28 protein-coding genes and 1 tRNA gene are annotated in these 25,414 nt (G+C 42.5%); 16 read left to right on the forward strand and 13 right to left on the reverse strand.

Annotation, left to right across the window (positions count from 1 at the left end; all coding sequences use genetic code 11):
- Positions 1-269 precede the first annotated feature (269 nt).
- Positions 270-2,075 (forward strand): S8 family serine peptidase, encoded by a 1,806-nt coding sequence (locus HUU49_04790; protein ID NUM25897.1) that lies wholly within the window; start codon positions 270-272, stop codon positions 2,073-2,075.
- A gap of 205 nt (positions 2,076-2,280) precedes the next feature.
- Here HUU49_04790 and HUU49_04795 read toward each other — a convergent pair whose 3' ends face one another.
- The 4 genes from HUU49_04795 to HUU49_04810 all read right to left on the reverse strand — a co-directional run bounded on the left by HUU49_04795 (position 2,281) and on the right by HUU49_04810 (position 5,059).
- Positions 2,281-3,036 carry a hypothetical protein gene (locus HUU49_04795; GenBank protein NUM25898.1) on the reverse strand — a complete coding sequence of 252 codons (756 nt, stop codon included), beginning with the start codon at positions 3,034-3,036 and terminating at the stop codon, positions 2,281-2,283.
- A 117-nt stretch (positions 3,037-3,153) separates the two neighbouring features.
- Positions 3,154-4,116, reverse strand: coding sequence for a hypothetical protein (locus HUU49_04800; GenBank protein NUM25899.1), 963 nt, complete (start codon positions 4,114-4,116; stop codon positions 3,154-3,156).
- Positions 4,117-4,138: 22 nt separating this feature from the next.
- Positions 4,139-4,876: an SET domain-containing protein gene (locus HUU49_04805; protein NUM25900.1), complete on the reverse strand. Its 738-nt coding sequence runs from the start codon at positions 4,874-4,876 to the stop codon at positions 4,139-4,141.
- 96 nt (positions 4,877-4,972) lie between these two features.
- Positions 4,973-5,059 (reverse strand) — tRNA-Ser (locus tag HUU49_04810).
- A 130-nt stretch (positions 5,060-5,189) separates the two neighbouring features.
- On the opposite strand from HUU49_04810, the gene galU reads away from it, so the two are divergent.
- The 11 genes from galU (at position 5,190) to HUU49_04865 (ending at position 11,415) form a co-directional block, all read left to right on the forward strand.
- Complete coding sequence (galU, locus tag HUU49_04815; protein NUM25901.1) at positions 5,190-6,056, forward strand: UTP--glucose-1-phosphate uridylyltransferase GalU; 867 nt, start codon at positions 5,190-5,192, stop codon at positions 6,054-6,056.
- Positions 6,053-7,435 (forward strand): extracellular solute-binding protein, encoded by a 1,383-nt coding sequence (locus HUU49_04820; protein ID NUM25902.1) that lies wholly within the window; start codon positions 6,053-6,055, stop codon positions 7,433-7,435. Before galU ends, HUU49_04820 begins: the two co-directional genes overlap by 4 nt.
- Positions 7,432-7,899 carry a hypothetical protein gene (locus tag HUU49_04825; protein NUM25903.1) on the forward strand — a complete coding sequence of 156 codons (468 nt, stop codon included), beginning with the start codon at positions 7,432-7,434 and terminating at the stop codon, positions 7,897-7,899. Before HUU49_04820 ends, HUU49_04825 begins: the two co-directional genes overlap by 4 nt.
- Positions 7,900-8,032: 133 nt before the next feature.
- Positions 8,033-8,392, forward strand: a complete 360-nt coding sequence (locus HUU49_04830; GenBank protein ID NUM25904.1) for a hypothetical protein — start codon at positions 8,033-8,035, stop codon at positions 8,390-8,392.
- A gap of 97 nt (positions 8,393-8,489) precedes the next feature.
- A complete protein-coding gene (locus HUU49_04835; protein ID NUM25905.1) occupies positions 8,490-8,888 on the forward strand; it encodes a hypothetical protein in 399 nt (132 codons plus the stop codon).
- A gap of 1 nt (position 8,889) precedes the next feature.
- Complete coding sequence (locus tag HUU49_04840) at positions 8,890-9,303, forward strand: hypothetical protein (GenBank protein NUM25906.1); 414 nt, start codon at positions 8,890-8,892, stop codon at positions 9,301-9,303.
- Between the two features lie 7 nt (positions 9,304-9,310).
- The gene (locus HUU49_04845) at positions 9,311-9,706 is read left to right on the forward strand and encodes a hypothetical protein (protein ID NUM25907.1); all 396 of its coding nucleotides are present in this window, start codon (positions 9,311-9,313) and stop codon (positions 9,704-9,706) included.
- Between the two features lie 5 nt (positions 9,707-9,711).
- Complete coding sequence (locus HUU49_04850) at positions 9,712-10,107, forward strand: hypothetical protein (protein NUM25908.1); 396 nt, start codon at positions 9,712-9,714, stop codon at positions 10,105-10,107.
- A gap of 5 nt (positions 10,108-10,112) precedes the next feature.
- Positions 10,113-10,529 (forward strand): hypothetical protein, encoded by a 417-nt coding sequence (locus tag HUU49_04855; protein NUM25909.1) that lies wholly within the window; start codon positions 10,113-10,115, stop codon positions 10,527-10,529.
- Positions 10,530-10,543: 14 nt separating this feature from the next.
- On the forward strand, positions 10,544-10,984 hold the full coding sequence (locus HUU49_04860; GenBank protein ID NUM25910.1) for a hypothetical protein: 441 nt from the start codon (positions 10,544-10,546) through the stop codon (positions 10,982-10,984).
- An 11-nt stretch (positions 10,985-10,995) separates the two neighbouring features.
- Entirely contained in the window at positions 10,996-11,415 is a 420-nt protein-coding gene (locus HUU49_04865; protein NUM25911.1) for a hypothetical protein, read from the forward strand.
- Positions 11,416-11,506: 91 nt separating this feature from the next.
- Here HUU49_04865 and HUU49_04870 read toward each other — a convergent pair whose 3' ends face one another.
- A complete protein-coding gene (locus tag HUU49_04870) occupies positions 11,507-12,085 on the reverse strand; it encodes a hypothetical protein (GenBank protein ID NUM25912.1) in 579 nt (192 codons plus the stop codon).
- 166 nt (positions 12,086-12,251) lie between these two features.
- On the opposite strand from HUU49_04870, the gene HUU49_04875 reads away from it, so the two are divergent.
- Both HUU49_04875 and HUU49_04880 read left to right on the forward strand, forming a co-directional pair.
- Positions 12,252-12,671 carry a hypothetical protein gene (locus HUU49_04875; GenBank protein ID NUM25913.1) on the forward strand — a complete coding sequence of 140 codons (420 nt, stop codon included), beginning with the start codon at positions 12,252-12,254 and terminating at the stop codon, positions 12,669-12,671.
- 75 nt (positions 12,672-12,746) lie between these two features.
- Entirely contained in the window at positions 12,747-14,678 is a 1,932-nt protein-coding gene (locus HUU49_04880; protein NUM25914.1) for a DUF2079 domain-containing protein, read from the forward strand.
- Here HUU49_04880 and HUU49_04885 read toward each other — a convergent pair.
- From HUU49_04885 to HUU49_04920, 8 genes are read right to left on the reverse strand one after another with little or no spacing between them, the layout of a single operon-like run.
- The gene (locus HUU49_04885) at positions 14,653-16,320 is read right to left on the reverse strand and encodes a hypothetical protein (GenBank protein ID NUM25915.1); all 1,668 of its coding nucleotides are present in this window, start codon (positions 16,318-16,320) and stop codon (positions 14,653-14,655) included. The two genes, HUU49_04880 and HUU49_04885, sit on opposite strands and share 26 nt — an antisense overlap.
- The gene (locus HUU49_04890; protein ID NUM25916.1) at positions 16,317-17,963 is read right to left on the reverse strand and encodes a hypothetical protein; all 1,647 of its coding nucleotides are present in this window, start codon (positions 17,961-17,963) and stop codon (positions 16,317-16,319) included. The genes HUU49_04885 and HUU49_04890 overlap by 4 nt, the downstream gene beginning before the upstream one ends.
- On the reverse strand, positions 17,956-18,651 hold the full coding sequence (locus tag HUU49_04895) for a glycosyltransferase family 2 protein (protein NUM25917.1): 696 nt from the start codon (positions 18,649-18,651) through the stop codon (positions 17,956-17,958). Before HUU49_04895 ends, HUU49_04890 begins: the two co-directional genes overlap by 8 nt.
- A gap of 4 nt (positions 18,652-18,655) precedes the next feature.
- Entirely contained in the window at positions 18,656-19,366 is a 711-nt protein-coding gene (locus HUU49_04900) for a polyprenol monophosphomannose synthase (GenBank protein ID NUM25918.1), read from the reverse strand.
- A gap of 2 nt (positions 19,367-19,368) precedes the next feature.
- The gene (locus HUU49_04905; GenBank protein NUM25919.1) at positions 19,369-20,079 is read right to left on the reverse strand and encodes a glycosyltransferase family 2 protein; all 711 of its coding nucleotides are present in this window, start codon (positions 20,077-20,079) and stop codon (positions 19,369-19,371) included.
- A complete protein-coding gene (locus HUU49_04910; protein ID NUM25920.1) occupies positions 20,076-21,431 on the reverse strand; it encodes a glycosyltransferase family 39 protein in 1,356 nt (451 codons plus the stop codon). The genes HUU49_04905 and HUU49_04910 overlap by 4 nt, the downstream gene beginning before the upstream one ends.
- A gap of 1 nt (position 21,432) precedes the next feature.
- Positions 21,433-22,995, reverse strand: coding sequence for a hypothetical protein (locus tag HUU49_04915; protein ID NUM25921.1), 1,563 nt, complete (start codon positions 22,993-22,995; stop codon positions 21,433-21,435).
- Positions 22,996-22,997: 2 nt separating this feature from the next.
- A complete protein-coding gene (locus tag HUU49_04920; GenBank protein NUM25922.1) occupies positions 22,998-24,077 on the reverse strand; it encodes an SIS domain-containing protein in 1,080 nt (359 codons plus the stop codon).
- 128 nt (positions 24,078-24,205) lie between these two features.
- Between HUU49_04920 and HUU49_04925 the strand changes: the two genes are divergently transcribed.
- Together HUU49_04925 and ruvC are read left to right on the forward strand one after the other, a co-directional pair.
- A complete protein-coding gene (locus HUU49_04925; protein NUM25923.1) occupies positions 24,206-24,919 on the forward strand; it encodes a YebC/PmpR family DNA-binding transcriptional regulator in 714 nt (237 codons plus the stop codon).
- On the forward strand, positions 24,906-25,409 hold the full coding sequence (gene ruvC, locus HUU49_04930) for a crossover junction endodeoxyribonuclease RuvC (GenBank protein ID NUM25924.1): 504 nt from the start codon (positions 24,906-24,908) through the stop codon (positions 25,407-25,409). Before HUU49_04925 ends, ruvC begins: the two co-directional genes overlap by 14 nt.
- Positions 25,410-25,414 lie beyond the last annotated feature (5 nt).

Here is a 25,414-nt window from a genome sequence, read left to right on the forward strand (position 1 = left end):
CAATTTAAAGTCCTCCGATAAACATAAGAAAAGTAAAGGGAGGTGGGTGCCATGCTACATATTAGGTCGCCGGACAAACTCATAGAACATGCTGGACAAAGAAAATAGGCTCTCGCATATCATAAAAATCTCAACACCTCGAAAGTCGGCGATTTAAGGATATTTAAGAGCCTATAGCCCTATTATACATCAGCATTTTTGCTGAATGCAACAAAGTTTTATAAGTGTTATAAAGCGATTTGGCTACAAATGAAAGGAGTTGTTTTTCAATGAAAAGAAAAGGACTTTCGATTTTATTGACATTTGCATTGGTATTCTTTATGTTTGGTAGTACTGTTAATGCAGATAATGTAAAAAAGCCGTTACCTGATTTCACAAAAGCAAGTACTGTGGAAAAGAAATCTGTATCTACCACTGGAGAAAATGAAAAAAGCATAGAGCTTAAACTTGAAGGTCCAGTTAAATCAATGGCATGGGAAACCCAAAAAATCTATCCTGATTTGCAAAAGCATTTAGACAGCCTTAAACCTGATGAGACCATAAAAGTTGACGTGTGCTTGGATTATAATTCGGACGTAACAGTAGATACATTTGTAAACAAGATTGTGTCCCAAGAAAAAGGTACATTTGGTAATACTAAAATTGAAAAACGCACGGCATTCCATTTCCTTACGGATGTCAATAAACAACAAATTGATGCCCTGTCTAAAATGAAAGAAGTAAAATATATCAAGCTACCAGCAGTAAAGCAACAAATTAGCACTCCTAAAAAGACGAATGGATTATTAAGCGACAGTGGAATCATCCCAATGATTAATGCATCAACTGAGATGACCGGAGCCAAAAAAGCACGCCAGGATTATGGCGTCACAGGGAATCGTGATGGAAATGAAACAAGTTACAGCAGCAATGATGTAGTAGTAGCCATCATTGATACTGGGATTGACAATACCCACGTTGATTTAGACGGCGGAAAAGTTATCGGCTGGAGAGACTTTGTAAATAATAATGCAACCCCCTATGACGATAATGGACATGGTACGATGGTATCAAGCATCGTGGCGGGAACGGGCGAAGGAGATCCGGGCATTGAAGTCGGTTTTGCACCTGGTGCAGCATTGGTTGGAATAAAAGTTGCTGATAGCACGGGAGGTTGGACAATTGATGATCTGGTTGACGGTATTGATTGGGCTGTCGCAAACAGAACTACTTTAGGGATAAGAGTCATTAATATAAGCTTGGGTGCATACGGCAACAGCTCTAGTGAAATTGACGCCGTCAATACTGCAATTACGAATGCAAATAATGTAGGAATTGCAGTAGTAGTAGCAGCGGGAAATGATGGCCCAGAGTATGATAATATGAGCCAATTGGTTTCATGTGATGATCCAATAGTAGTTGGTAGTATGGCTGACCCATATGAGGGTGGCTGGTATCCTAGTCTTTTCTCTTCACGTGGGACAGGCACCACAGGTCCTCTCATTATGGCTCCTGGAGAAAATATAAGGGCAGCTGAGGCTAATTCGACAAATGAGTATGTTACCGAAAGTGGAACATCTTTCTCAACTCCAGCAATATCAGGAATTATTGCATTAATGATGGATGCAAGTAACGGAAGCTCAACCCTGAACTTCTATATCGAAGACTTTGGTAAATCAGGCTTCGATCCTGTTTGTGGCAATGGTGAGGTTTTGGCTTACGATTCCATCAAGGCAGCTGGAGGATACTCATCAGGCTCCTTTAATGATTATCGAGATCATATTCGCGCTTCTGACACCATGCAGCAAGGAGATATACATGCTTACGACATTAACGTTTATGCAACAAGTTCCAATTTATATTGGGCAACAACCCTTATTATGACTGATGAGGACAGTGATGATTTTGACCTATATATTTGGAATCCAGGGAGTGATCCTTCTGTTGATCCTCCGGATTACTCAAGCACATCAGTCGATCCCCAGGAAGTTATAAGTTTTAAACCTACTACTACCGGAGTTTACACTGTTGCTGTTCATGCATTCTCAGGCAATGGTAACTATGCTTTAGACTTTTCTGGCCAAATTCGTCCTTAAAAGCATACTTGCCAAGAATAAATCCAAGTCCAATCTTGGCTCCTTACCTACAGTTAAAAGGATTGGTGGATTTCTCCATCAATCCTTTTAATATATTCCATAAAATCAAACCCATGCTTTTCTGTCCAAAGTGATGGATGGTTTTCATGGAGTATGTTCGGTAATGTTTACACATAGAAACTGGTCATATCGTCATTAAGATTACTTATTTGACTTCAATATCCTTTACTGCCATTAATTCATCAGGGCTTATGTTTTTTCCATTTTTAAGCTTTGGAAGCAATTTCACTGTAATGGAGTATTTTCCCGGTGGAACTCTGTTACCATTATTGTCCGTGTAACCCCAGACTTCAGAAAATGAAAGTTTTTCATATTTTTTTAATTCGATTTCTATGATGGACATTAGAAAACCTTTGCCATGGGACCATCTATACACTTCATCTCCATTACTGTCTGTAATAAAAATATCAAACTTTTGACTTGAACGGAAATAAAGAGCCAGGTCTTTGTCAGAAATATTATGTAGGGAAAAGTCAAGCTTGACCCCGCTGTCTTCCTGTTTAATATCCATTTCTGTATCGAAGACCCCTGTTACAGACTTTTGAGATTCCTCTTTTATCTGCTTTGTCCGTTCCATAAATTCAGGGTCTGTTTTTTTTATTGCCGGCAAAGAATTAGTTTCAACGGAAGCCGGTACAGGTTTTATTTCAATCGTGCTGTTATCCTGTGGTGTGTCTCGTTGTGTTGGTGACATGCTGATTGGCATCATGCTATTTAATTGACTGACTGTATTTTTAGCGTTAAGCATATTTTTGGTTTTGTAGTCAAATCCAAAAATATTCTTATTTAATGAACCCAATAATATTGCCGTACAGCATAAAACCAAAACAGCGATGACTTTCTTGGTTTTTTTTATAACCTTCATAATATTACCCATCCTTTCTTCAAATTCATTTTTCATTTTATTAGACGTAGAAGCTGTATCATTTGTTCTGTATAAGTTCAATTTTCTACATCTCCTAAAACTTTTCGACCTGTGCAATAATAGCATAAACATATTTAAACTATCTAAACTAACTTATATATTTTCCAGCCATACCCGAAATTCCTCCAGCGTCATGTCCCCTTTTAGGCACAATTCCCGTTTTTTTCTTGCCTCCTCCGCCCATTCGTAAAAAGCTTCCTTCGTGATTTTTCCATACTTAATCCATGCAAACCGTTTTTTGTAGGCTTTACTGTATGCTTTTAAAGCCGGTGTGTCGGCTTTCTTTTTCTCCCATAGGCGAAGCGCCCCCATTTCCTTACAGGTGCGTCCAGTGCTGTCAAAGGGCCTGTCGCAGTATTCCGTGTTGATATGTCCGGTCAGGGCAAAGAATTGATTACAGTGCTTGCAGACACGGAAGCGTATCTCCCGTTTGATACATTCGCGCACAAAAAAATCAATGATATCGTAAATGCTTTTTGGGTATAGGACTTCGGTAAAGGTCATTGAATCAACCACTTCAAAGCTCATGCGCAGGGGTTGAAATTCAAATACTTCCGGGTCACTCAGCCTTCTATCCCTTTTGGGGTTATAGTAATCTGCCATTTTCTTTTGTATGGGTTCATCGGGAGAGAGGATATCCAGCACATGGTTCCATAAAGCCATAAGCTGACGTTGCATGGTGGAAAGGTTCATGGGTAGGTGGGTTAGCTTCTTGCGGGGAAGCAAATCCAGAACATCTTTAAAGCCTTGTTTTTCAGCCTGTTCCAGCTTGTCCAGCCATTCCAGGCGAAGGAATTCAAAATAGACATGTACTTTTGAAAGCGTGTTTAAATCATCCTTAATCTCCTCCACCAGTTTCAAGTCTTTATCGGGATACAGGTTATAAAGGTTTTCCCCCATCCGATTAAATAACTCACTATAAGGCCAAATGTCAAGGTATAGAATATCCATCAGGCTTTGCGAAAATGCGAAGCTCTTTTTTGTTGTCTTCTGCCCGTCCCCATATTCAAAATATTCTTTTCCATCGGATATATACACTTTATAGCTACATGCCAGCTTAATCTCTAAAAGCATAGTTTTAACGACTACCAATAATTAACGCACCCGAAACCCCATTAACGGTAAAATCAATTTTTTTAAAATAAATTCGGCGTCCAGTTTCTCTAATCAACGCCCTAACTTTTGAGACAGCTGGCAACCTGACCGCCAAACTAACATACGGAGGTTTTTGCGACGAACCATACAGTTCGTTGCCGCGAATATCAGCAATGCGGCGCGGATAGGTATCCAGTGCCAACAAATTCTGGCCATACCGTGCCGGGCAATAGTTTCGAAAGGGTCGATAATACGGGGCTTCATATTTTTCCCACATTTTAATTAGCTGAGTCGGCGTATGCAAATTCCCTCGACAATTTAAAGCGCCGCAGCGACAAATGTGCTCCCGGCACTCCCCCGCCCGACATAACAAAACATCATACAAATAGTTAACGGTCAACTCTTCGCCCGGAAAAATTCGTCTCAGGGCAAAATAAATCACGTGACCCCGATACGAATGCATAGCGCAATTCGGGGCACACGCGTGATTAATTAAATGAATGCCAATTTGTTTTGGGTCGGGCAGCACAATCAATTTGTCGGTGCAGTGCATGGCGTAAAAACTTTTTTCGTTTTCTTGCCCTTCGCGCTGTTCAGAAATGACCGTGCCCAAATAATCACCGATCACCGTACCGGGGTTAATTTCTTTTTTAGCAAAAACCCCACGGCCCTTACCTTTAATTTTTTTGACCTGCCAATAATCGGCAGAAAGTAAAAACATATAGTTTAATGCTGGCGGAGAGGACAGGATTTGAACCTGCGAGGACTTGCGCCCATCCCGTCGTTCACGAACGACTGGACGAGATCCCACATTAATCGGAAGGGGCGAGATTCGAACTCGCGAGACCGTTGCCGGTCTACCGCTTTTCGAGAGCGGCGCTTTCGACCACTCAGCCACCCTTCCGATTAATGTGGGACAAGCCGTCGCCTTAAACCACTCGGCCACCTCTCCATTGCTTATTATTAACACATTTAATCAGTTTTTACAATTTAGCGTTTTTTTGTTATAATTTAAAACAGAATTGTTAAAAAATATGTCAAAAATTAGAAAAGTTGTTATCCCGGTTGCCGGCCTTGGCACTCGCTTCCTGCCCGCAACCAAAGCCCAGCCGAAAGAAATGTTACCGGTGGTTGATAAACCAATCATCCAATACATTGTCGAAGAGGCGGTCGCGGCCGGCATTACTGACGTAATTTTAGTAACCGGCTCAACCAAACGCGCGATTGAAGACCATTTTGATCGCAATGAAAACCTGGAAAACCATCTTAAAAAAAATGGCAAATCTAAATACTACCAGGCTGTCAAAGAGGTTGCTGAACTGGCAAACTTTATTTTTATTCGACAAAAAGGGCCCTATGGCAACGGCACACCGGTACTTAATACTAAAGCAGTGATCGGCGATGAGCCATTTGCCGTCGTGTGGGGAGATGATATTTGGGATTGCCCAAGCCGGCCCCACATTAAACAGCTTATTGATGTTTATGAAAAATATGGCGACCCGGTAATCACCGCTTATAAGACCGACGCCGAAGGCACATCAAAATACGGCATTATTGAGGGCACGGAAGTTGAACCAAACGTCTATCAGGTCAAATCAATCGCCGAAAAACCAGGTCCTCAAAAAGCTAAAAGCCGCATCGCTTCATTTGGCGGCTACATTTTTACGCCAGACATTTTTAATGAGCTGGAAAAAACCCCTCTGGGCAAAGGCGGCGAGCTGTGGCTGGTTGATGCAATTGCCCGACTACTCAAAAAACGCCCGATTTACGCGAAGATTATCGATGGCCAGCTCTACGACACCGGCTCAAAGCTTGGTTGGTTGAAAGCGAATGTTGAGTTTGGTCTCAAAGACAAAGAAATCAATAAAGAATTCAAAAACTTTTTGAAACATAAGCTATGAAAATAAAAACGAAACTTTATCTTTTAATTTTATTAGCCGTGGTGGCGGTTTCTTCCGGATTCAGCTGTAAATTTATTACGCCGTCGCAAAAGGAGTTGCTAGAACCGATTGAATTAACTTGGTGGGGTGTTACTGATGAGCCGGAAAATTTCTACGAGGTCATCGGCGATTACCAGGCCGCACACCCAAACATTAAAATTACTTACCGAAAATTACGCCTAGAAGAGTTCGAAAATGAGTTGCTGGAGGCCTTGGCCGAAGACCGCGGTCCGGATATTTTTTCCATTCATAACACCTGGGTAAATAAATATTTATCAAAAATTGAACCCCTGCCGGCCAAAACCACCCTGGCATATCAAGTTACAAAAACCAGCCTCGGCATCAAACAAGAAACACTCATTGAAGTCCGAGACGTTCCGGCCATTACCGCACCACAACTCAAAGAAACATTCTTAGACGTTGTCTATAATGATGTTGTGCGCGACAACAAAATTTACGGCCTGCCGCTGAGCGTTGATACGTTAGTCCTATTTTATAATCGTGACCTGCTCAATAATGCCGGCATTCCTCTGCCGCCCAAGACCTGGAATGAATTGCAAGAACAAGTTAAACGCTTGACCTTCCAAAATCAAAACGGCGACCTCATCCAATCCGGTGCTGCTCTGGGAACTGCCGAAAATATTGAGCGCAGTTCTGATATTGTTTCGCTGTTGATGATGCAAAACGGTGCGGAAATGATTACCGGCCGAAACGTCACGTTTGGTGTTGTTCCATCCACATTCCCCGACCAAACCTATAATCCAGGTCCTGAGGCAGTCCGCTTTTACACCGACTTTGCCAACAGTAGTAAAGAAGTATATTCATGGAATAAAACTTTTTCCAACTCCATTGACGCCTTTGCCGAAGGAAGAGTTGCCATGATCTTTGGTTATAACTATCACATCCCTATTTTAGAATCCAAACGCCAGGGCAAGCTAAACTATGGTATTAGTAATATGCCGCAAATTGAGGGCCGGACCGAAGTCAACTTTGCCAACTACTGGGTTAACACCGTTTCCAAAAAAAGCGCTCACATTAATGAAGCGTGGGATTTTATTCAATTCATAACAACTAAAAAAGCGGAAACTGAAAAGTACCTAGCCAAAACCCTCCGGCCTACGGCACTACGAACACTGATTCAAGATCAAACCAACAACGATGCGTTAGCAGTATTTGCCAAGCAGCTTCTCACCGCTAAAAGCTGGTACCGCGGCGCTGACGCCGTGGCAGCGGAAAATGCTTTAAACGAAATGATTGAATCAATTTTAGCCGGTAACGATCTGCAAGAATCGGTAAATTTAGCCGCTCTAAAAATTCAACAAACACTTCAAACGCTATGAAAAAAATTATTATAATATTTTTACTGGCTATCCTCGGATTGACCCTGGGCAGCCCTGCCTTAGCCCAAGAAAATAAAAAACCTTGGGTTGAAGAAATTTTAGGCGGTCCGCTGATTCCCTCCGGGTGCACCGAAAGCCAAGCTAATGCCGGTTCTAGCCAAGTAACCAAATGCGGCCTTAATGAAATGCTGCAGGTTGGTATTAACTTTTCAAAAATCCTGCTCGCCCTAACCGGCAGCGCTGCTTTATTGATGTTTGTGTATGGCGGCGCGATGTTTATCATGGCGGCCGGCAAACAAGAAATGGTACAAAAAGGTAAAGCGGCGATGACTGCCGCCGTCATCGGCATTGTTATCATTTTAGGGGCCTATCTAATTGTCAACTTTACCATTCTTGCCCTGACTAAAGGCGAAGTCGGCGGCAATGCCACCATCTTTGGCCAACCTTTCAATCAAACTCCATAAGATTGCCGCTAAAACATCTGGGGTTTTCATTGACACTAGCAACCAGTATTTATTATAATTTAGATAAGGTTATTTAAAATTAAGGCTGCAAGCGAAAGCAACACAGCTTCCAACCGTGAAAGGGGGTGAGAAAATGAAAAAAATTGCGATTTTAACAACTTTAGGCGTAATCTTTGCCTTGAGTGCCATGCCAGTTTTGGCGATTGACACCGGCTTAAATTACGGCACTTACACTGGTTTGGGAACAAAGGACTTACGAGAAGGTATCATGAACGTCGTCAACGTCTTGCTTGGATTCTTAGGCATTTTAGCAATCATTATTATCCTGTGGGGAGGTTTCCGCTGGCTTACTTCGGGCGGTAACGAAGAAAAAGTTGGTGAAGCTAAAAAGATTATCACCGCCGGTATTATCGGTTTGGTCATTATCTTTACGGCCTACGCCATCGCCAGCTTCGTCATCGTTCAGTTGATTCAGGCCACTGGCGCTCAATAATAACTAGTTTGAGTTTCAACGGTTATTAGATACATTCAAGCTGGGGAGACCTTCATAACTTTGGGGGTCTCCCCAATTGATGAAAATTTATAAAACCATGAAAATTTTAATTACCACAATCGTTATATTTTCAATCTTATTTTTGGTAGTCGCGCCAGATATACTACTAGCCGCCTGCCAAGGAACTGACTGCGTCACCGCCGGACTGGAAGTAACTACCGAAAAAGCCGGGCTTGACACCGGTGCCAACGCCACCAACCTGCCCCGAATCATTGGTCGCGCCATCAATGCTCTATTTGGCATTATCGGCGTTATTTTTCTAACCGTCGTCTTAATTGGCGGCTACGAATGGATGACATCCGGCGGCAGTGAAGAAAAAATCGCCAAGGGCAAAAAATTTATCATCAACGGCATCAACGGCATGATCGTTATTTTTTTGGCCTACGCCTTAGTCTACGTCATAATGTTTTCTCTAAGTCGCGCTACGGGCAGTTAACATGAAATTTACTTTTTTACAAAAAAATTTTTTGGTTGTCAGCTTATTGATACTGACGACGTTTTTAATGACAACTCATTTTGTCGCCGCCAGCACCATGGACCAGGTTAACAGCGGTTTTGCCCAGACTGGTGAAGAAGCAGGCTTTCCAACTCAAGGTGGCAAACCAAAAGTGGAATTTAGTCAGGCTTTTATCAACTACGTCAACAGCATGATTGGCCTCATGGGTTTACTGTTTATGGTTTTAGTCATCTACGGCGGTTGGCTTTGGATGTCTGCGCGCGGCAGCGAAGAACAGGTTACTAAAGCCAAAAAACTTATTATTAACGCGGTCATTGGCTTAGCGGCGGTCATTGGCGCGCGCCTGGTGGTAGAATTAGTTATTATTTATTTGAGCCGAACTTTTGTCAGTTAACATGAGTATGTTACAAAAAACTTTTTTTATTGCCCTGGTTCTGACGCTTGTTTTTCACGGTGTCGGGGTATTAGCTGCCGGCACACCTATTGGCGAACAAATGGGCGGCGGCCTGAACACCGCCATTGACGAAGTTTATGGCAGAGACGTTACGGTTGATCAAACCACATTTAACAGCGGTTTAATTACAATTATTAACACCCTGCTAACGTTTACCGGCATCATTTTTTTGCTACTGATCATTTATGCCGGGTACTTATGGATGACCGCACGCGGCAACGAAGAACAGGTTGACCGGGCAAAAAAAATTACCCGCGAGGTAGTAATTGGTTTACTGCTAATACTGCTGGCCCGAATTATTACTGAATATATTTTGATTCAAATTGGCAAAGCCACTAACTAAAAAGTATGAAAACTATTTACACACTCTTATTACTCAGCATCATTACTGCCGCCCTAGCAACACTAACGCCGGTACTGGTCCTGGCACAGGGCGGTGATATTACTCAACAAATGCAAAACAGCCTAGCAAACGTCAGCTTGCCAAGCACTAACAAAGACGAGGGTCGGGTTGAAGTCATTGTCGGGAAAGTAATCGGCGCATTTTTGAGTATTTTTGGTATTATTTTCATGGTATTAATTATTTTTGGCGGCTATAAATGGATGATGGCTTCCGGCCGTGAAGAAGAAATTTCCAAGGCCAAAGCTACGATTCGCTCAGCGGTTATCGGCTTAATTATTGTTTTAGCGGCCTACGCTATCACCTTCTTTATTACTAATGCTCTACAACAAGCCGTTGGCTAAAATGTATGAATGACACACTTAAAAAAGCGACAATTTTTTTCACCGTTATTGCGCTGCTTCTGGCCTTAAACATTGGATCGGTTTTAGCCCAAGGCACGCTTGACTTGACCGGTAAACTGAAAAACGTCGGCGGTAACGCTGGCTATTCCGCCGAGGTAACTGAAAACACGCTTCCTAACACCGTCGGAAATATTATCAAGGCCCTGCTATCCCTTTTGGGTATTATTTTTATGTCTTACATTGTGTACGCAGGATATCTCTGGATGACCGCGGCTGGCAACGATGAAAAAATCACCAAAGCTAAAGCGATTCTTCGCGGCAGCATTATCGGCTTAATTATTGTTTTAGCGGCCTACGCTATCACTCAATTTGTGCTCGTTTCAATAACTGAGGCAACCGGGTATAGCTCCGCAGGAAGCTAATAAACTTCAACTTTATGTTTAGTAAACTTTACCGCTCAATTATTCTGACCCTTTTGCTACTAGCCGTCGTTGGCATCACGTTCTCATTTGGTGCTATAGACACCAATGCCCAGGAAGGGTTAAGTCTTGATGAAATGACCAAACAAGCGGCCGGCGCTGCGGGCTACAGCGAAGAAACCAACGAAACCACGTTTGCCAAAATTGTTGGTACGGTAGTTCGGGTATTTCTTTCGTTGCTCGGTGTCATTTTTATCTCTTACACTGTATATGGCGGGTTCTTATGGATGACCGCGGCTGGCAACGATGAAAAAATCACCAAAGCAAAGCACATTATCCGCGACGGCATTATCGGCTTAATCGTCATTCTGTCAGCAGCCGGCATCTACTACTTTATAGCCGAGTTTTTAATTGACACCTCTGGCACTTCCGGCGGCACTATTCCTGGCGGAGGTTAAAAGACAAATCTATGAATAAAAAAATAAAATTTTTACTGACCTTTCTGCTGCTACTAGGCATTTTAACCCTGAACGTGACGCCGGTTTTGGCGCAAGGCCTCCAGGACCCGGCTAAACAAAAACTTGATGCTCAAAACGAAGCTTTTTTGGCTGAAACCGGACTTGGAACTCAGACGAGTTTGTCACTGATGGTAAGCGCCATCATCCGAGTATTTCTGTCTTTTCTGGGAGTAATCTTTGTTGTTTTAATTATCTACGCCGGTTTTATGTGGATGACGTCAGCCGGCAATGAAGATAAAATCAGCAAGGCCAAAAAAATTATGGCTTCCGCCATTATTGGTTTAGCAATCGTACTGGCGGCATACGCCATCACCTACTTTGTACTTGATCAGCTACTTGAAGCAACTAAGGGCGGCCAAGGACTCGACTAATCAATCTTGATAAAATAAATAGAGGGTGCACTATTTTTTCCGTTCTGGAAAAGTGCACCCTCTTTGAAAAAACAAAGGCTCGCTAGGCTCGCTAGGGAGCGACGATTGACCAGTCGCAGGTAAAACCCTCAACTTGGTTATCCGCTTCCACGGTGTCGATATCGCGCCAACCTCGCAGATAAGCGCTGCTTGATCCGGCGCGATAGAGTTGCACGTAGTACCGATCAGCCGGCAAAAACGTCCACTCTTTAGCACCAGGACCAATGGTTCGAACCAGCGCGAACTGGCCATAACTGACCTCAAACCGTACTGGCCGGCTTGAAGCGTTATAAAGGACCCCCCGATAGAACTTAAAGGGTCCTCGCGGCAATGTCGCTGACGGATCAGCATTCAAATCTGGCAAAGCCTTCCAGTAGCTTTCGCCCTGAAGCTCCCAGAATTGCCGCACCGCTTCGTCGCGGTTGGCGCGCGCCTTCATCCAAGCCTCGACGAAATTCTGGTTGGAGTCGGTATAATGCTCTACTCCTCCCACGTGCAGCTCAGCAGCCTGATAGCCGACCCAATACTTGCTGTCTGCGTTCTGCTTTGCCACCAAGGCCGCTCGACCAGTTGGCGTCACGGTACTGCAACCAACCGCCAGCAGCAACACTATTGCACAAATCTGTTTCATCGTAAAACCGCTCCTCTTGGTTATCGGCCGCTAGGCCTAATTTTTCAATTCAAAGGGCACTAAAGAACTTTGAATATTAACATAAATTAGCAAATTTGTCAATAAATATTCCCCTAAAAACAGATAAAATGGTATAATTACCTTACTTAACTTTTAAAATACCTGTATGACCAAAACAGCTTACCTATTTTTACATGCCCTAATGGTTTTTACGCTCTTGCTCAGCCTAGTACCGGTTAATGCTCTGGCAGTTAGTGGCGACATTACTGATTTAATGAAAGATCAGCTCGAACCAATTGAAGAAGTCTATGATCCGCGCGACGACGTTACCCCATCAACTTTTTCTAAAAACGTTGCTCAAATGATTAATGTCGTGCTTGGATTTCTAGGAATTGTTTTCCTCATTTTAATCCTCTACGCTGGCTGGATGTGGATGACGTCAGCCGGCAATGAAGATAAAATCAGCAAAGCCAAAAAAACAATGGTTGCCGCCATTATCGGAGTGGCGATCATTTTAGCAGCGTACGCCATCTCCTACTTTGTTATTAATCAATTATTGATTGCTACCAAGGGCGAAGGATTATAAATGGTCTCTAAAAACAACCCGGCGCCATACGGCTTTCGGGTTGTTTTTTATTAACTAAAAAACTACAATAAGTACATGAAGCCGTCTGTAATCCAATCATGGATCACCACCCACAACCGGCAAATTCTTTTTGCGGCAATCGCGCTATATAGCGGATTATTTTCGCTAATCGCTATCTGGAAATACCACAACTTCTACTATACTGCCATTGATCTGGCAATTTTTAATCAAACTTTTTTCAACTCGCTTTTGGGAAACTGGTTTGGGCTAACCATTCATCCGCCAAGCTACCTAGGCGATCATTTTTCACCATTACTCATACTATTACTACCGTTTTATGCCCTGACCAAAAATCCGGAAAGTTTGCTGATACTGCTGGCAACAATCAACGGCCTAAGTGCTTGGCCACTATATCTGATTGCCAAAAAAGCGCTGGGTGCTAAACTGGCGCTGCCAGTTGCCCTGGCCTGGTTGCTAAACCCGGTAGTACAAAACACCACGCTGTTTGAATTTAATTTTTTGTCGTTTGCCGTGTTCTTTTTGTTCTGGGCGTTTTATAGCTACCAAAGAAAAAAATTCCTGCCGGCAGTCCTCTTTTTACTATTGGCGATGCTTGCCCGCGAAGACGTTAGTCTAGTAGTCTTAATGTTTGGCATTGTTGCTTTAGGTCAAAAAAAATCATGGCGTTGGGTTGTTACGCCGTTGATTATGGGTTTGGTCTATTTTAGCGCCGCAGTTTTTGTAATAAAAGTCTTCGCCCCGGCCGATGAATATAAATTTTTTATCTACTACCCCTGGATTAATCACCTAACAACCCAGCCATGGCTACCGATTATTTATCTGCTACGACCCAATAACATTATCTACCTTATCGGTCTTGGGTTAACGGTAGTTTTTTTACCATTAATAAGCCCGCTCTTTTTATTACTTGGTGCCATTATAGCGCTACAACTCCTGCTTGGCGGGTCGGGTGGCGGACAACTCCTGCTGGAAACCCACTACTCCAGCCTGTTATTGCCAGCACTATTTATCGCCTCAATTTATGGCTTAAAAAAAATTTTTGACCCAAACCAGAAACCAACCATTATTAAGCTTGTCAACCAACACCGTGCACTACTTACTACACTCTTAGTCTTTGGCGTTTTCTATGCTAGCGTAACACTGGGCCCGGCCTCCGGCATTTGGCAGCACCGACACCGAACCGACAACAGTAAAGCGCGCGCCACCATGCTTCGGCAAATTCCCGACGACCAAGCCGTTGCTAGTAGCTACCAATTTTTACCGACGCTATCCTCGCGAAAAAATATTTACTCTTTTAATTATGCCTTTTTAGGCAAGCAGCAATTTTTACGTAGCGACTACAAACTGCCCGAAGACACTACCTGGATCGCTTTAGATTTTTCCGATCTAATCACCTACCAAATCCAATACGGCTTCAATCCTTATTACCAAAATCAATACCAGGCCGCGCTTAAAACGTGGCCAAAACTGCTTGATGATTTTGGGCTGGTGGCCATTACTGATAGCTACGCCCTATACCAACGCAATGCAACTGCAGCCTTTGAACTAGTAAAAATTTTAGACACGCCACCAATTAATGCCAATGCTGTTTCCCTAACCAACGGGGTGATATTTTTAGGTTACCAAAAAGAAGCCGGACAATATCAACTACTTTGGCAACTCATGCTGCCGCAAGAAATACCTTATCGCATACGCCTAGAATTGATTAAAGACGGTAAAACCGTATACCAAAAACTGTATCCCTTTGGATATGATTTATTACTAAACGCACCAGCGGGGCCAGCAAATGTCCAAACTAATTATTGGTTTAACCCCGACCATCGCGTAGCTCCCGGAACATATGACCTAAAGCTGACGCTGGTCAAGATAATTGATGGCGGTATTGAGGTTGATGAAATTCGGTCCACTAAAAATGTGATTGATCAGGAAGAAATTATAGGCGAAATATTAAAAACAAAATTTATTGTACCACTTGATACACTGTAACGCCCTGAGACGAAAACACTTCGTGCAAATACTTATGAAGGGCCGGGTTAAAGCTACCCAGCTCTTTTTCGTAATCACTGTATATGAGGTATGAGATATTATTAGCCAACAAAAACTCATGCTTTTTATCGGCATAGTCGTTGTCTAAGAAAAACCACTGAATATAGGCTGCCTTGGAGCCAAAAAATAGCGTTTCGTGAGCATGGGCCGCATATACCGCATGCCCGGAAAATCCTGGCGCAAATTTAAGCGGAATATCAGCGCCAAACACCACTCCGGCCCGAGACTGCTGGGTCGCCAGCCAAGCATAGGCGTCAAATAAACCATTGGGCAAAAACAGTTTGGTGGTAATAGCAGGACTGTTGCTGAAAATAAAATAAAAATCGCGGCCAACACTATACAAATTTGACGGCATCAGCCAAATCACAAACAACAAAATCAGTAGCACGCTATTATTAATCCAGAAATCATACGTTGCCGGCTTGAGCCGAGTTCGCAGATATGCCCCCAATTCGCTTAGACCAATAACCGTAAAAATCACTAAAATAATATGTAGACCCTGCGTATAGCGGCTATGGAAAGGAAACGGCGAATAAATCAAAACAATATCAACAATAAACCACGAAAGCAACAACCAGTGACGGCGATCAAACTTTTTTTGGTGCCACAAAAACCATAAGCCCAAAATAAACCCCAGCCACAACAGACCGTAACCTAATACCACAAAAATAAAAGGTGAGATATTAGTGACATTTTGAATCGCCCGCTGACCAATCACCGGACTAGCGCCAATCAGCCAAAAATGATAAATCACCGACGGTAATGATATTAAAAATACCACTATTAAATAGCCGGCTTCACGCCATAAAAATCGATTAGCCCGCAGCATTAAACCAAACAAATAAAGCCCTAAAACACCAAAAATAACCGGAAAATAATATGGGTGAAAATTAAAATAACACAAAGCCAAAACACCACTTACAGCCGCATATACCATTTTTCTCCTACTTTCAAACGCTAGCGCCATCAGTAAAAAAATAAGAATCATCAGCGTAATTGAGGCGATAAAATGCGACGTTTGATAAAGCGTGTTAAAAGTATTTGCCTCAGTTAACCATAAATCAATTGGCCAGCGGTAGGGGTCGGGTCCTTCAATGCCCAGCGCGTCAATTGGTGCGGCAACATAAAAACCAAGGCCGCTAGAAAAAAGTAAAAAGATAAGTGCGGTTAGTCGCACCGCGCGGTCGGAAAAAAAGTAAGCGATAAAAATATAAGCTACTGTTAAAAAAACAGGAATCATAATCAGCCGCGAAAGTTGAAACGCTAAAATAACCGGCAGATTAAATATGCCCGCCAACTGCCCAATCCAAGCCCACCATATATTCAAGGTTCCGAATGCTTGCGGTTCAGGAGTTAATAAGTTTTTTACGAATATTTCGCCGCTACGGGCCTGATTGATATATGAATAATAAACAGGAATATCTCCGGGACTTAACGCGTGCAAACCATTATAGGTAAAACCATTAGGTGCAAAAAAATACCCCGCCAAATATGGCAGGCCGGTAATAATAATCATCACTAGCGCCAACAACCAAACCAAGCGCCATTCTTGTTGACTGATAGTGGCTAAAATTTTTTTCATAAAACTTGATAAATTATTACTTCGCTGTTGCGATACACCTCCTGTAAATACGTTTTAGAAGATGGATCATAATCCCCCAAAGCCCGTTCGTCCGGACCGTAATAAATCAAGGTAATGCCGCGCTGGGTTAAAAATGATTTTTCCGTTTCGTCGGGCCGGTTAGTTTCAAAAAACCAGTTTACTTCTCCCTGCTTAAAATTAAAAAACGGAGTTTCGACTCCGTGTCCGACATAGACACGCTGATTAGCGAAAGCTGGTAAAACATTAATGATGTTTGCCGCTGTGTTTAAAACAACGCCCTCTGGCACCTGCTCCAGCCAGCGGGCCGCTACCACCTTTGACTGTTCCAAATATGACAAGTTCAGATGATTGGTGTACATATAGTAATTAACGGCAATGTGAAAAACGTTTGAAGTAATCAGTAAAAACCCTAAAGTGAATGAGAGCCCGTACCGCTTTTGGTATAACATCCTGGCCACTGGATGACGGCTGGTCGTCATCCAAACAGACAGCTGTATTAATGCCACAGTCGCCAAAAGTGCCAACGGAACGTGTAACCCTTGGGTCATGCGGCGCTGCCATGGCACCGGAGCAAAAATCAACAGTCCCTGAAACACCAACCAGGTTATTAAAAAAATCTCAGTGGTTGATTGCTTGCCTCTCTTGATATACCACCCCACCGCTCCCGCGGCTAAAATAAGCAACAAACCATAGCTAACCAAAACAATCCACCACGGTGGCGTTAGGGTCAAATTCTGCAATGTTTTTTGACTAATAACCGGATCAATCTTGATTAATAACAAATAATAAAACACTGACGGGAAAGCCAGCACGCTAAAAATAAAATAGTACCAAAATAACGGCCAATGCCAAGCCCGATCGCGCACTACCAGCACTAGAAAAAAAATCAAGATAAAACCATAGATGGTTAAAACGTGAAAAGGATGAAAAGAAAAAAGCGCTAACCCGATTAGTCCGGCGACAACAGGATACCAATAATTAGCCTGAAGCGTAAACAAAAGCGTTAACCAGAAAATAAGTAAAATCAGAATTGATGAAGCAATAAAATGCGGCGAATAGTGCAAAGTCAGATAGGTAAAGGCTTCCGGCACCCATAAATCAAGCGGCCAATTGAATTGCCCGTTGGAAAAATTATTCGGATATCGAATAAGGCGGTCAATTAAAAGCAACCCCAGCCCAGAACTGAAGCTCAACATAATAATGCTCAGCTTCCTTTTAACTAAATCCGAAAAAATAGTTGCAATCAATAGATACGCCGTCGCCATAAAAACCGGAATCAACATAATACGAGCGGCCTGAAACGCCACAAATGCCGATAGATCAAAAATTCGAGCCAGCCAGCCGACCGCTAACCAACAGATATTCAAGGTTGGCAGCTGATGGTCGGCTGAAAACAAATTATCAAACAAAATTTTACCGCTTTTAGCCTGATTGATGTATGAATAATATACAAACCAGTCATTAGGGGCCGAAAAATGCACCCCCATAAAAACCTTGTCGGAAGGCGTAATTAAAAAACCATAGACCAACGGTGCGGTAGTAATCACAATCAAAAATAAACTTAAAAGAATGACCAGGCGCCATTCCTTTTTACTAATTGATCGAAAAATTTGCTTAATCATGGTAATTAAAACGATAAACAATCAACAACCATAATGCCTTACATCCATCAATCCAGCTGATTTTTTTACCTTCATTAAATTGTCGTGGCCGGTAGCTGATTGGCAGCTCTAAAATCTTAATTCCCTGCCTTAGAACTTTTGCCGTTACCTCAACCTCAAATCCAAAATCATTTTGTCGTAACGACAGCTGACGTAACAATGGGCCGCTAAAAACCTTATAACACGTTTCAACGTCCGTAATCTGCGCCCGATATAAAACCTGAGCCAGCCACGAAATTAGCTTATTGCCCAAATAATAACTCAAATGCCCGACCGGATTTTTGCTAATCATCCGCGAACCGTACGCCACCTTTGCCTGCCCCCGAACTATCGCCTGAACCAATGGTTCAAGATCAGGGGGGCTATATTCCAAATCAGCATCCTGAATCGCCACAATATCACCGGTAGTGTGTTTAAATCCCTGCCGCAAGGCCGCACCCTTACCCTGATTGTGTTCGCTGAAAATAACACGCCAGTTTGGTCGGTTGATCATTTTTAACAAATCAATCGTGCCGTCAGTTGAACCGTCATCGACAATTACCACCTCTTTATCCAAGCCGGTAATCTCCAGCCGGTCCACCTTGTTTAAAATTTCCGCAATGTACTTTTTCTCATTATAAACCGGGATAACAATAGAAAGCGTTGGCATACCCTTAACGAGATTTTTGATTCCTTAGTTTTAAAACTTTCCAAAAACTTTCGATGATAATTTTGATGCTAAATTTAGACTTGCCTTCGGCTCGTTCCGTAAAAATAATAGGAATCTCAACAATTTTATACCCGGCTAAATGAACCTTATACGTGGTTTCAATTTGAAAGTTGTACCCCACCGAACTAAAATCAGCTAAACCAATTTTCTCTAAAACGGTCCGGCGATAACACTTAAATCCTCCCGTCAAATCGTGATATGGTAGCCCTAAAACAGCTCGGGCATACAAATTACCAAAACGGCTAATCAACCGACGGCTCCAATTCCAGTTAGTTACTCCGCCGCCGGCAATATAGCGAGAACCAAGCACTAAATCGGCCGATTCAATCGCACGTAAAAAGTCTGGGATATATTTAGGATCATGGGAAAAGTCAGCATCCATCTCAAAAATATACTCCGCACCAGCCCGTAATGCATGCTCAAATCCGGCCAGATAAGCCCGCCCAAGCCCGTCTTTGGTCTGACGGCTCAGCAGCTCCAGATTGGCAAAGCGAGACTGAAGCGACGTAACCAGTTCACCGGTCCGGTCCGGAGAATTGTCGTCAACAATCAAAACATGCACATCATTAATCCCTAAGGCAAAAATTGTTTCAAGTAGCCTTTGGACGTTTCCTCGCTCATTATATGTTGGAATAACTAAGTATGTTTTAGCCATATTTACATAAGTCTTTTTCGCAACTCCAAAACGTGTTTAAGATACGCCAGTGCCAGTGACCACGGCTTAACGCGACTTTTATCTGACCCTTCGCGCGGATCTTGCCAAATCACCGGTATTTCTTTAATGCGATAGCCCTGATGGGCGGCCAAAATTAAGAGCTCCGAATCAAAAAACCACTGGTCATTTTGCACGTGGGGTAATAAATTTTCTTTAATTTTACTATTAATTGCCTTAAACCCACAAGGCGCGTCTTTAACTCGCAGACCAACCAATAATCGCAAAGCCAAGCGATAGCCCAAAGAAAATACCCGGCGCGTTAACGATCTTTTCACCAGCGAATCAGGGTGGTACCGGCTGCCGACCGCTAAATCATACCCGCTGGCCAAGCCGTCGATTAAAGCGGGCAAAGCAGCTAAATCGGTAGCCAAATCGGCGTCCATAAAACAATATACGTCGGCTGAAAAATTATTCCAGCCCGCTCGAATAGCCGCACCCTTGCCCCTCACTGGAACCATTAAATATTTAACCTGAAAAAATTTTGCCGCCAACGATTGAACAATCAAAGCGGTCTGATCTGTTGATTGGTTGTCAGCGACGACTACCTCCCAATCGACTGTTAGATTTTTTGAAGCAAAGCTAACCACACGCTCAACCGTTGACTGAATGAGCGTTTCCTCATTATAAGCAGGAATAACGATTAAAACTTTCATATGATTTTAAACTTGTTTTCCCGACGGACGAAATAATAAAAGCCAAAAACCAATGTTGGGATAATCATTGCCACTGGCATTAAAACCGACGAATATGGCGAGATGATAACAAAGCCGGTCAAAAAAACCGCGGGCAAATAAAAAAATTTTTTTGATAAAAACATTAACGGTATCAACCAAATCAAATATTTCGGATAAAACCAAAACTTGGCCAGCAGCAAAAACCAGCTTAAAATGATCACGCTGCTGTACACCATGGTTGACGCCGTCATCTCCATAACGCGCCAAAACCGATACAAAGTCAACGCATAAATGGCGACAAAAAATAATTCAAAAATCACCTTCAAAGAATACCATTCCAAAGTCGGACTGACAAAATAAAATATAATGCTAACTAACCCCGGAAATGAATTAACATCAAAAAATCGCCCGACCCAAACTACCCCATCTAGCGTGCCGGCCCCCTGCCAAAACGGGGCAAAAAATCCAAGCGTCATCAAGACCAGGGTTGCTGTTTGATATGCAGCCACTTTTAACTTAGCTCCTGTAGTCGACTGACGACGCCAAAAATATATCAAAAAAATTGGTACTAATAAAATAGTGACATACTTAATCAAAACCGACAAACCAAGAGCAGCAATCGCTAAAACGGGTCTTTCTTTAATCGCCAAATACACCGCCGCCAGCAGCCAAAACACCAATAAGATATCAGTGCCACCTCCGGCAAACGTACCAAACAGTATTAACGGATTCCACGCACACAGCAAATAAATAAAAATAGCCTTGGCAGGATCAAACTGCCGGGCAATCTGATATGCCAGCCAAGCTGACAGCGCCGTAAATACGGCAAATATAACTTTGTATAAAAAAATCCCAATAACAATGCTCCCCTGGCTTAACCAGGCTGCCGGTACTGTCAATAAAAACCGTGCTGGGCCGTGCTGGGCCGGTAAAAACTGCCAGCCACTCAAGACTGCCAGCGGCTCGTGCGGCACATTAAGTGGGGCAACAAAATACGGATTTTGCTGGTACTTAACAATCACGATATCTTCAAAAAAATAATGGTAAAAATCATTGTATTCCCCCGGCACCATCAACACCATGATCAGTATAAAAACAGCTCCAAAAAATAAAATGGTTTGAAGCTCGTCACGTTTCCAAGAATGATTTTGATAAAATTGAAACAACAAAAAATAAACTACATACAACCCCAATAAGGCCATTGAGGTTATGACATATGCTGAATCTAAATAATCAAACCGATTAATAATCAGAGCGAGGACGAAATAAAAAAAGGCCGAAATCAGCCCCCACATCACCAATGGCTTGTTAAATAAAAAATTTTTAAACATGTTATTCATTCAACCGATATATCTTTGCCTCTTGATTACTAAACACTTCCTCAAACAACGGCTCGTCCGCCAAATGGTTGGCAAAAGATTCATTTTGCTTAATGTCAACAAAAACATACCGAGCATTATACAAATTCTTGATTTTAACATACAAATCCTGATCATCGTGTCCCGTTACAATGTCAACCCAGCGCTGATGTAGCCCCGGATCATATTCATACATAAACGTCGGGTCTAAGCCGACCAAATAATAATTTTGGTCGTTATGATAAAACAAAATCGGAAATTCATCCCAATCACTGTGAAATACCACGTCACCAGGCTGACTATTTTCCTTCAACCAGCGCGCCGGCTCTTCAAATTTATTAAAAGCAAAACCGCGGCGGTAAAAATCCTTGACCGATGCTAAGTCGCGGGCCGCCACCGGTATTAACCCAATCACGATAACGGCAAAAAGCAGCCAAAGATATTTGCGCGAAATCAGGCGAACAATTTCTCCTTCAAATTGACGCACCAATACGTTAAGGCTCAGTGCCGAAAAAATTAAAGCCAGGGGGATAAAATACTCAACATAACGACGCGATTTTAAGGTGAGGGCAAAAAACAAAAAACTGACCACTAGAAAAAACCAAGAGTTCATCGGCTGCTTGTCATAAAAAATAATGAACGCTAGCAAGGCAATCAACACTAGGGCAAAAAAAGGAATTGCACTAGCCAATAAATCTAGCGGGCTGTATGGGTACCACTCAGCGCCAACATCAATAATATACTGATAATTAACCACAGCGATCTTAAATGACTGCTGCCAATAAAAATTAAGGTTGGTTGGAAAATAGGGGCTAAAGAATAACCCGGCAGCAAGCCCGATTACAATACTTAAAAGCAGCCAGGCGTTCTGCCAATGCAATTTTAACCGGTCAAGCTTGAACTTGAACCAGCCGCGCTGTGATATATTCCAAAACCAGTTAACTGCCGCGTATAAAAATCCCAATAATAGCAATAAAGGCCAACCAGCATACGACCAAACGTACACACAGGAAACCAAAATCAGCCCGATATAATTACGTCGCAACAAGAAAAATAAAAATAAAAACAGCAGCAGCAGCACAACCTGCTGGGCTTTTGCCAGGCTCAAGCGAAATACAAACGGGTTAACAGTAATTAGAAACAAAGCATACCAAAATGCTCCCCTAACCTGCAGGCTGCGTAAAAACCAAAATAGTGCCAAAATAGTCAGGCTAGAAAAAATAACCGTAAACACCTTAAGCCCAATCAAAGGTGTTAACAACAAAACAAACGGCACCAAAAGAATATGGTATAAAAAGTGATGGTCAATAAATCCACGCGCCAAGGTTGTCACCGAAAGCCATGGAAATTCGGTAATTGCTCCCTTGGTAATTAAAAACTCGGTTAGCTTAGCATGATAAAAAGAATCCGGATCAGCAAATGTCTGATCAAAATGCAGATAACCAAAAATACCAAGGCCAATGATAAATAAAAGGCAATATAAAATATACGGCCGATGATTCAAAAAAGTAACTATACTATTGATGGCTCGTCCCATACTTAACGCTGTCTATCAAGCTGACGTTTAAAGTAATCAACCCACGGAATAAGGTTTGGATTAATATTATTAAGCAATGCTAAATAAAAAGTGGCATAACTGCCAAGCGATAAAATCTCTAACGCCTGACCCAACCGATCTTGCGCAGTGACAGTATACGACAGCTGTTTAATGGCATTCTTACGGACTACCTGTTTAGTCACTGAGAATCGCAACTGGTTTTTGGGGTAGTAAAGCTTTGACTCAAAAAACATAAACAGCAGACTGGTCCGATTCGTTTTTGGATTTTTTAAACTTTCTAGTAGATGGTGGTTAAGTTCGGGAATGGCATAATAGGTTGAAAACGTTTTACCGGTTTCATTAGTTTGATTGGCAAAAATATGGGCGGTGCCAACCAGATGTTCCGACGCCACTATCACCGCCGCATTGCCGGCCAAAGCTAGCGCCATCTTTTTTGCCGGATTCTTAGACTGGGTGACAGAAAAACCAAAGCGCTGGTTACATTTTTTCAGTAAAGCTAATTGCTGCTTGATATCAAAGTCGGTTATTCGTAAGAGCCCTAGTTTATTAAACAGTGCTAGCTGAGCCGTCAGCGAATAGCCCAACCCTAATCGCGGCTGACCGGACGGATTAGCAACCGGGTCAAAAACAAAACCAGGGATTTTACCGGAAGTAATCAGCTGCCCAAGCTTGCCCCCGGCGGCAATGCCAAAAATTTTAGCACCACGACGCCTGGCTTCGGCGATTGTCGCCAACGGTTCTTCTGTATTACCCGAATAACTTGAAACGATATATAGGGTTTTATTATCTATATAGCCTGGCAACTCATAGCTGTTCACAATCACAAACGGCTTTTGTAGCTCTTTGAAATAAACCGAGGACAATAAATGCGCCCCTAATTGAGAGCCTCCCATCCCATTAAGCACAATTTTATTAATCTGCCGATATGATTTTGGCACACTCACTTTCTTAAAATCGCGCCAGGCAGAGGCCACTTGTTCTCCCAGCTGCGCTACCGCCTCAAGCGCGTGCCCCGGGTCCAGTTTGGCAACTATTTTTTCATCATCTAAACGACTAGTCATAATAATAATTTATTTTTTATCGTTACTAAATTATACCACAAAAACTAAATAATCGCCATTGAAAAAAGGTTAAAAAATTGTTATAGTTACTAACGTAATTAATAAAAAATAACCAAAAAAGTCTTTGTATGTCTGGACACAGTAAATGGCACCAAATCCATCGACAAAAAGGTGTCGCCGACGCTAAACGTGGGGCAATCTTCACTAAACTAGGCAATAACATTACCGTTGCCGCCAAGCTTGGCGGCGGTGACCCTGATAGCAATTTTCGCTTACGCCTAGCTATTGACCAAGCCAAGGCCGCCAATATGCCCAAAGACAACATTGAGCGGGCAATTAAGCGGGGTACTGGTGAGCTAAACGACGGCAAAAAAATTGAAACTGTTAACTACGAGGGATATGGGCCGGATGCCACGGCTTTCATCATTGAAGCGCTAACCGACAATCGCAATCGCACGAGTTCAAATATTAAACACATCTTAAACAAAGCAGGTGGTCTCTTAGCCGGACCAAACAGTGTAGCCTGGATGTTCGAACAAAAAGGAGTAATTCGGATCAAAAACCTTGCCGAAGACCTTGAACTCCCCCTAATTGATGCTGGGGCACAAGACATTGTTAAAGAAGATGGCGGCGTCACCATTTATACCGACCCAAGTAGTCTAAAAAAAGTAAAGGAGTTATTAGAACAACATGGCGTTGAAATTGATTATGCTGAAACCGAGCAAGTAGCTAAAGACAAAAAGGCGGTCAGCGAGGAGCAAAAAGAAAAAATCCAAAAACTTTTTGATGATCTTGATAACGACGAAGACGTCAGCAATTATTACACGAATGCCGAAATCTAGTACAACGCCATTAGTCATTCTGGGCATTGACCCGGGCCTAGCCGACACTGGTTTTGGGGTTGTTCACCAAAGTGGTAATAAACTGAAAATGGTTGATTACGGTTCAATTAAAACTAAAGCTGGATTACCACTTGAAAAACGACTGCTAGAAATCCACGAATCGCTAGTGACATTAATTAAGGCTCACCGGCCAAGCGCCATTTCAATTGAGAAGCTGTTTTTTTGTAAAAACTTAAAAACGGCAATTGACGTGGGGCAGGCCCGAGGCGTGGTCTTACTGACCGCCGGACAATACCAGTTACAAATTAGCGAATTTACCCCTCTGGAAATAAAACTAGCACTAACCAGCTATGGCAAAGCCAGCAAAAATCAAATAAAACAAATGGTTAAAAATATCTTGCAACTGGAGAAACTGCCTAAATCCGATGACGCAGCCGATGCATTAGCTTCCGCCATTTGCTGTGCCCACTCATTAACAAAAATAAAATAACCTTT

It is taken from the genome of Candidatus Buchananbacteria bacterium, from assembly GCA_013359225.1.
Lineage (GTDB): Bacteria > Patescibacteriota > Patescibacteriia > Buchananbacterales > UBA6539 > JABWCG01.

What these genes read in the sequence shown, in the direction of transcription:
- HUU49_04790 (NUM25897.1), top strand. Translation starts at nt 270, where the DNA reads ATGAAAAGAAAAGGACTTTCGATTTTATTGACATTTGCATTGGTATTC.
- HUU49_04795 (NUM25898.1), bottom strand. Translation starts at nt 3,036, where the DNA reads ATGAAAAATGAATTTGAAGAAAGGATGGGTAATATTATGAAGGTTATA.
- HUU49_04805 (NUM25900.1), bottom strand. Translation starts at nt 4,876, where the DNA reads ATGTTTTTACTTTCTGCCGATTATTGGCAGGTCAAAAAAATTAAAGGT.
- galU (NUM25901.1), top strand. Translation starts at nt 5,190, where the DNA reads ATGTCAAAAATTAGAAAAGTTGTTATCCCGGTTGCCGGCCTTGGCACT.
- HUU49_04820 (NUM25902.1), top strand. Translation starts at nt 6,053, where the DNA reads ATGAAAATAAAAACGAAACTTTATCTTTTAATTTTATTAGCCGTGGTG.
- HUU49_04825 (NUM25903.1), top strand. Translation starts at nt 7,432, where the DNA reads ATGAAAAAAATTATTATAATATTTTTACTGGCTATCCTCGGATTGACC.
- HUU49_04830 (NUM25904.1), top strand. Translation starts at nt 8,033, where the DNA reads ATGAAAAAAATTGCGATTTTAACAACTTTAGGCGTAATCTTTGCCTTG.
- HUU49_04835 (NUM25905.1), top strand. Translation starts at nt 8,490, where the DNA reads ATGAAAATTTTAATTACCACAATCGTTATATTTTCAATCTTATTTTTG.
- HUU49_04840 (NUM25906.1), top strand. Translation starts at nt 8,890, where the DNA reads ATGAAATTTACTTTTTTACAAAAAAATTTTTTGGTTGTCAGCTTATTG.
- HUU49_04845 (NUM25907.1), top strand. Translation starts at nt 9,311, where the DNA reads ATGTTACAAAAAACTTTTTTTATTGCCCTGGTTCTGACGCTTGTTTTT.
- HUU49_04850 (NUM25908.1), top strand. Translation starts at nt 9,712, where the DNA reads ATGAAAACTATTTACACACTCTTATTACTCAGCATCATTACTGCCGCC.
- HUU49_04855 (NUM25909.1), top strand. Translation starts at nt 10,113, where the DNA reads ATGAATGACACACTTAAAAAAGCGACAATTTTTTTCACCGTTATTGCG.
- HUU49_04860 (NUM25910.1), top strand. Translation starts at nt 10,544, where the DNA reads ATGTTTAGTAAACTTTACCGCTCAATTATTCTGACCCTTTTGCTACTA.
- HUU49_04865 (NUM25911.1), top strand. Translation starts at nt 10,996, where the DNA reads ATGAATAAAAAAATAAAATTTTTACTGACCTTTCTGCTGCTACTAGGC.
- HUU49_04870 (NUM25912.1), bottom strand. Translation starts at nt 12,085, where the DNA reads ATGAAACAGATTTGTGCAATAGTGTTGCTGCTGGCGGTTGGTTGCAGT.
- HUU49_04875 (NUM25913.1), top strand. Translation starts at nt 12,252, where the DNA reads ATGACCAAAACAGCTTACCTATTTTTACATGCCCTAATGGTTTTTACG.
- HUU49_04880 (NUM25914.1), top strand. Translation starts at nt 12,747, where the DNA reads ATGAAGCCGTCTGTAATCCAATCATGGATCACCACCCACAACCGGCAA.
- HUU49_04885 (NUM25915.1), bottom strand. Translation starts at nt 16,320, where the DNA reads ATGAAAAAAATTTTAGCCACTATCAGTCAACAAGAATGGCGCTTGGTT.
- HUU49_04890 (NUM25916.1), bottom strand. Translation starts at nt 17,963, where the DNA reads ATGATTAAGCAAATTTTTCGATCAATTAGTAAAAAGGAATGGCGCCTG.
- HUU49_04895 (NUM25917.1), bottom strand. Translation starts at nt 18,651, where the DNA reads ATGCCAACGCTTTCTATTGTTATCCCGGTTTATAATGAGAAAAAGTAC.
- HUU49_04900 (NUM25918.1), bottom strand. Translation starts at nt 19,366, where the DNA reads ATGGCTAAAACATACTTAGTTATTCCAACATATAATGAGCGAGGAAAC.
- HUU49_04905 (NUM25919.1), bottom strand. Translation starts at nt 20,079, where the DNA reads ATGAAAGTTTTAATCGTTATTCCTGCTTATAATGAGGAAACGCTCATT.
- HUU49_04910 (NUM25920.1), bottom strand. Translation starts at nt 21,431, where the DNA reads ATGTTTAAAAATTTTTTATTTAACAAGCCATTGGTGATGTGGGGGCTG.
- HUU49_04915 (NUM25921.1), bottom strand. Translation starts at nt 22,995, where the DNA reads ATGGGACGAGCCATCAATAGTATAGTTACTTTTTTGAATCATCGGCCG.
- HUU49_04920 (NUM25922.1), bottom strand. Translation starts at nt 24,077, where the DNA reads ATGACTAGTCGTTTAGATGATGAAAAAATAGTTGCCAAACTGGACCCG.
- HUU49_04925 (NUM25923.1), top strand. Translation starts at nt 24,206, where the DNA reads ATGTCTGGACACAGTAAATGGCACCAAATCCATCGACAAAAAGGTGTC.
- ruvC (NUM25924.1), top strand. Translation starts at nt 24,906, where the DNA reads ATGCCGAAATCTAGTACAACGCCATTAGTCATTCTGGGCATTGACCCG.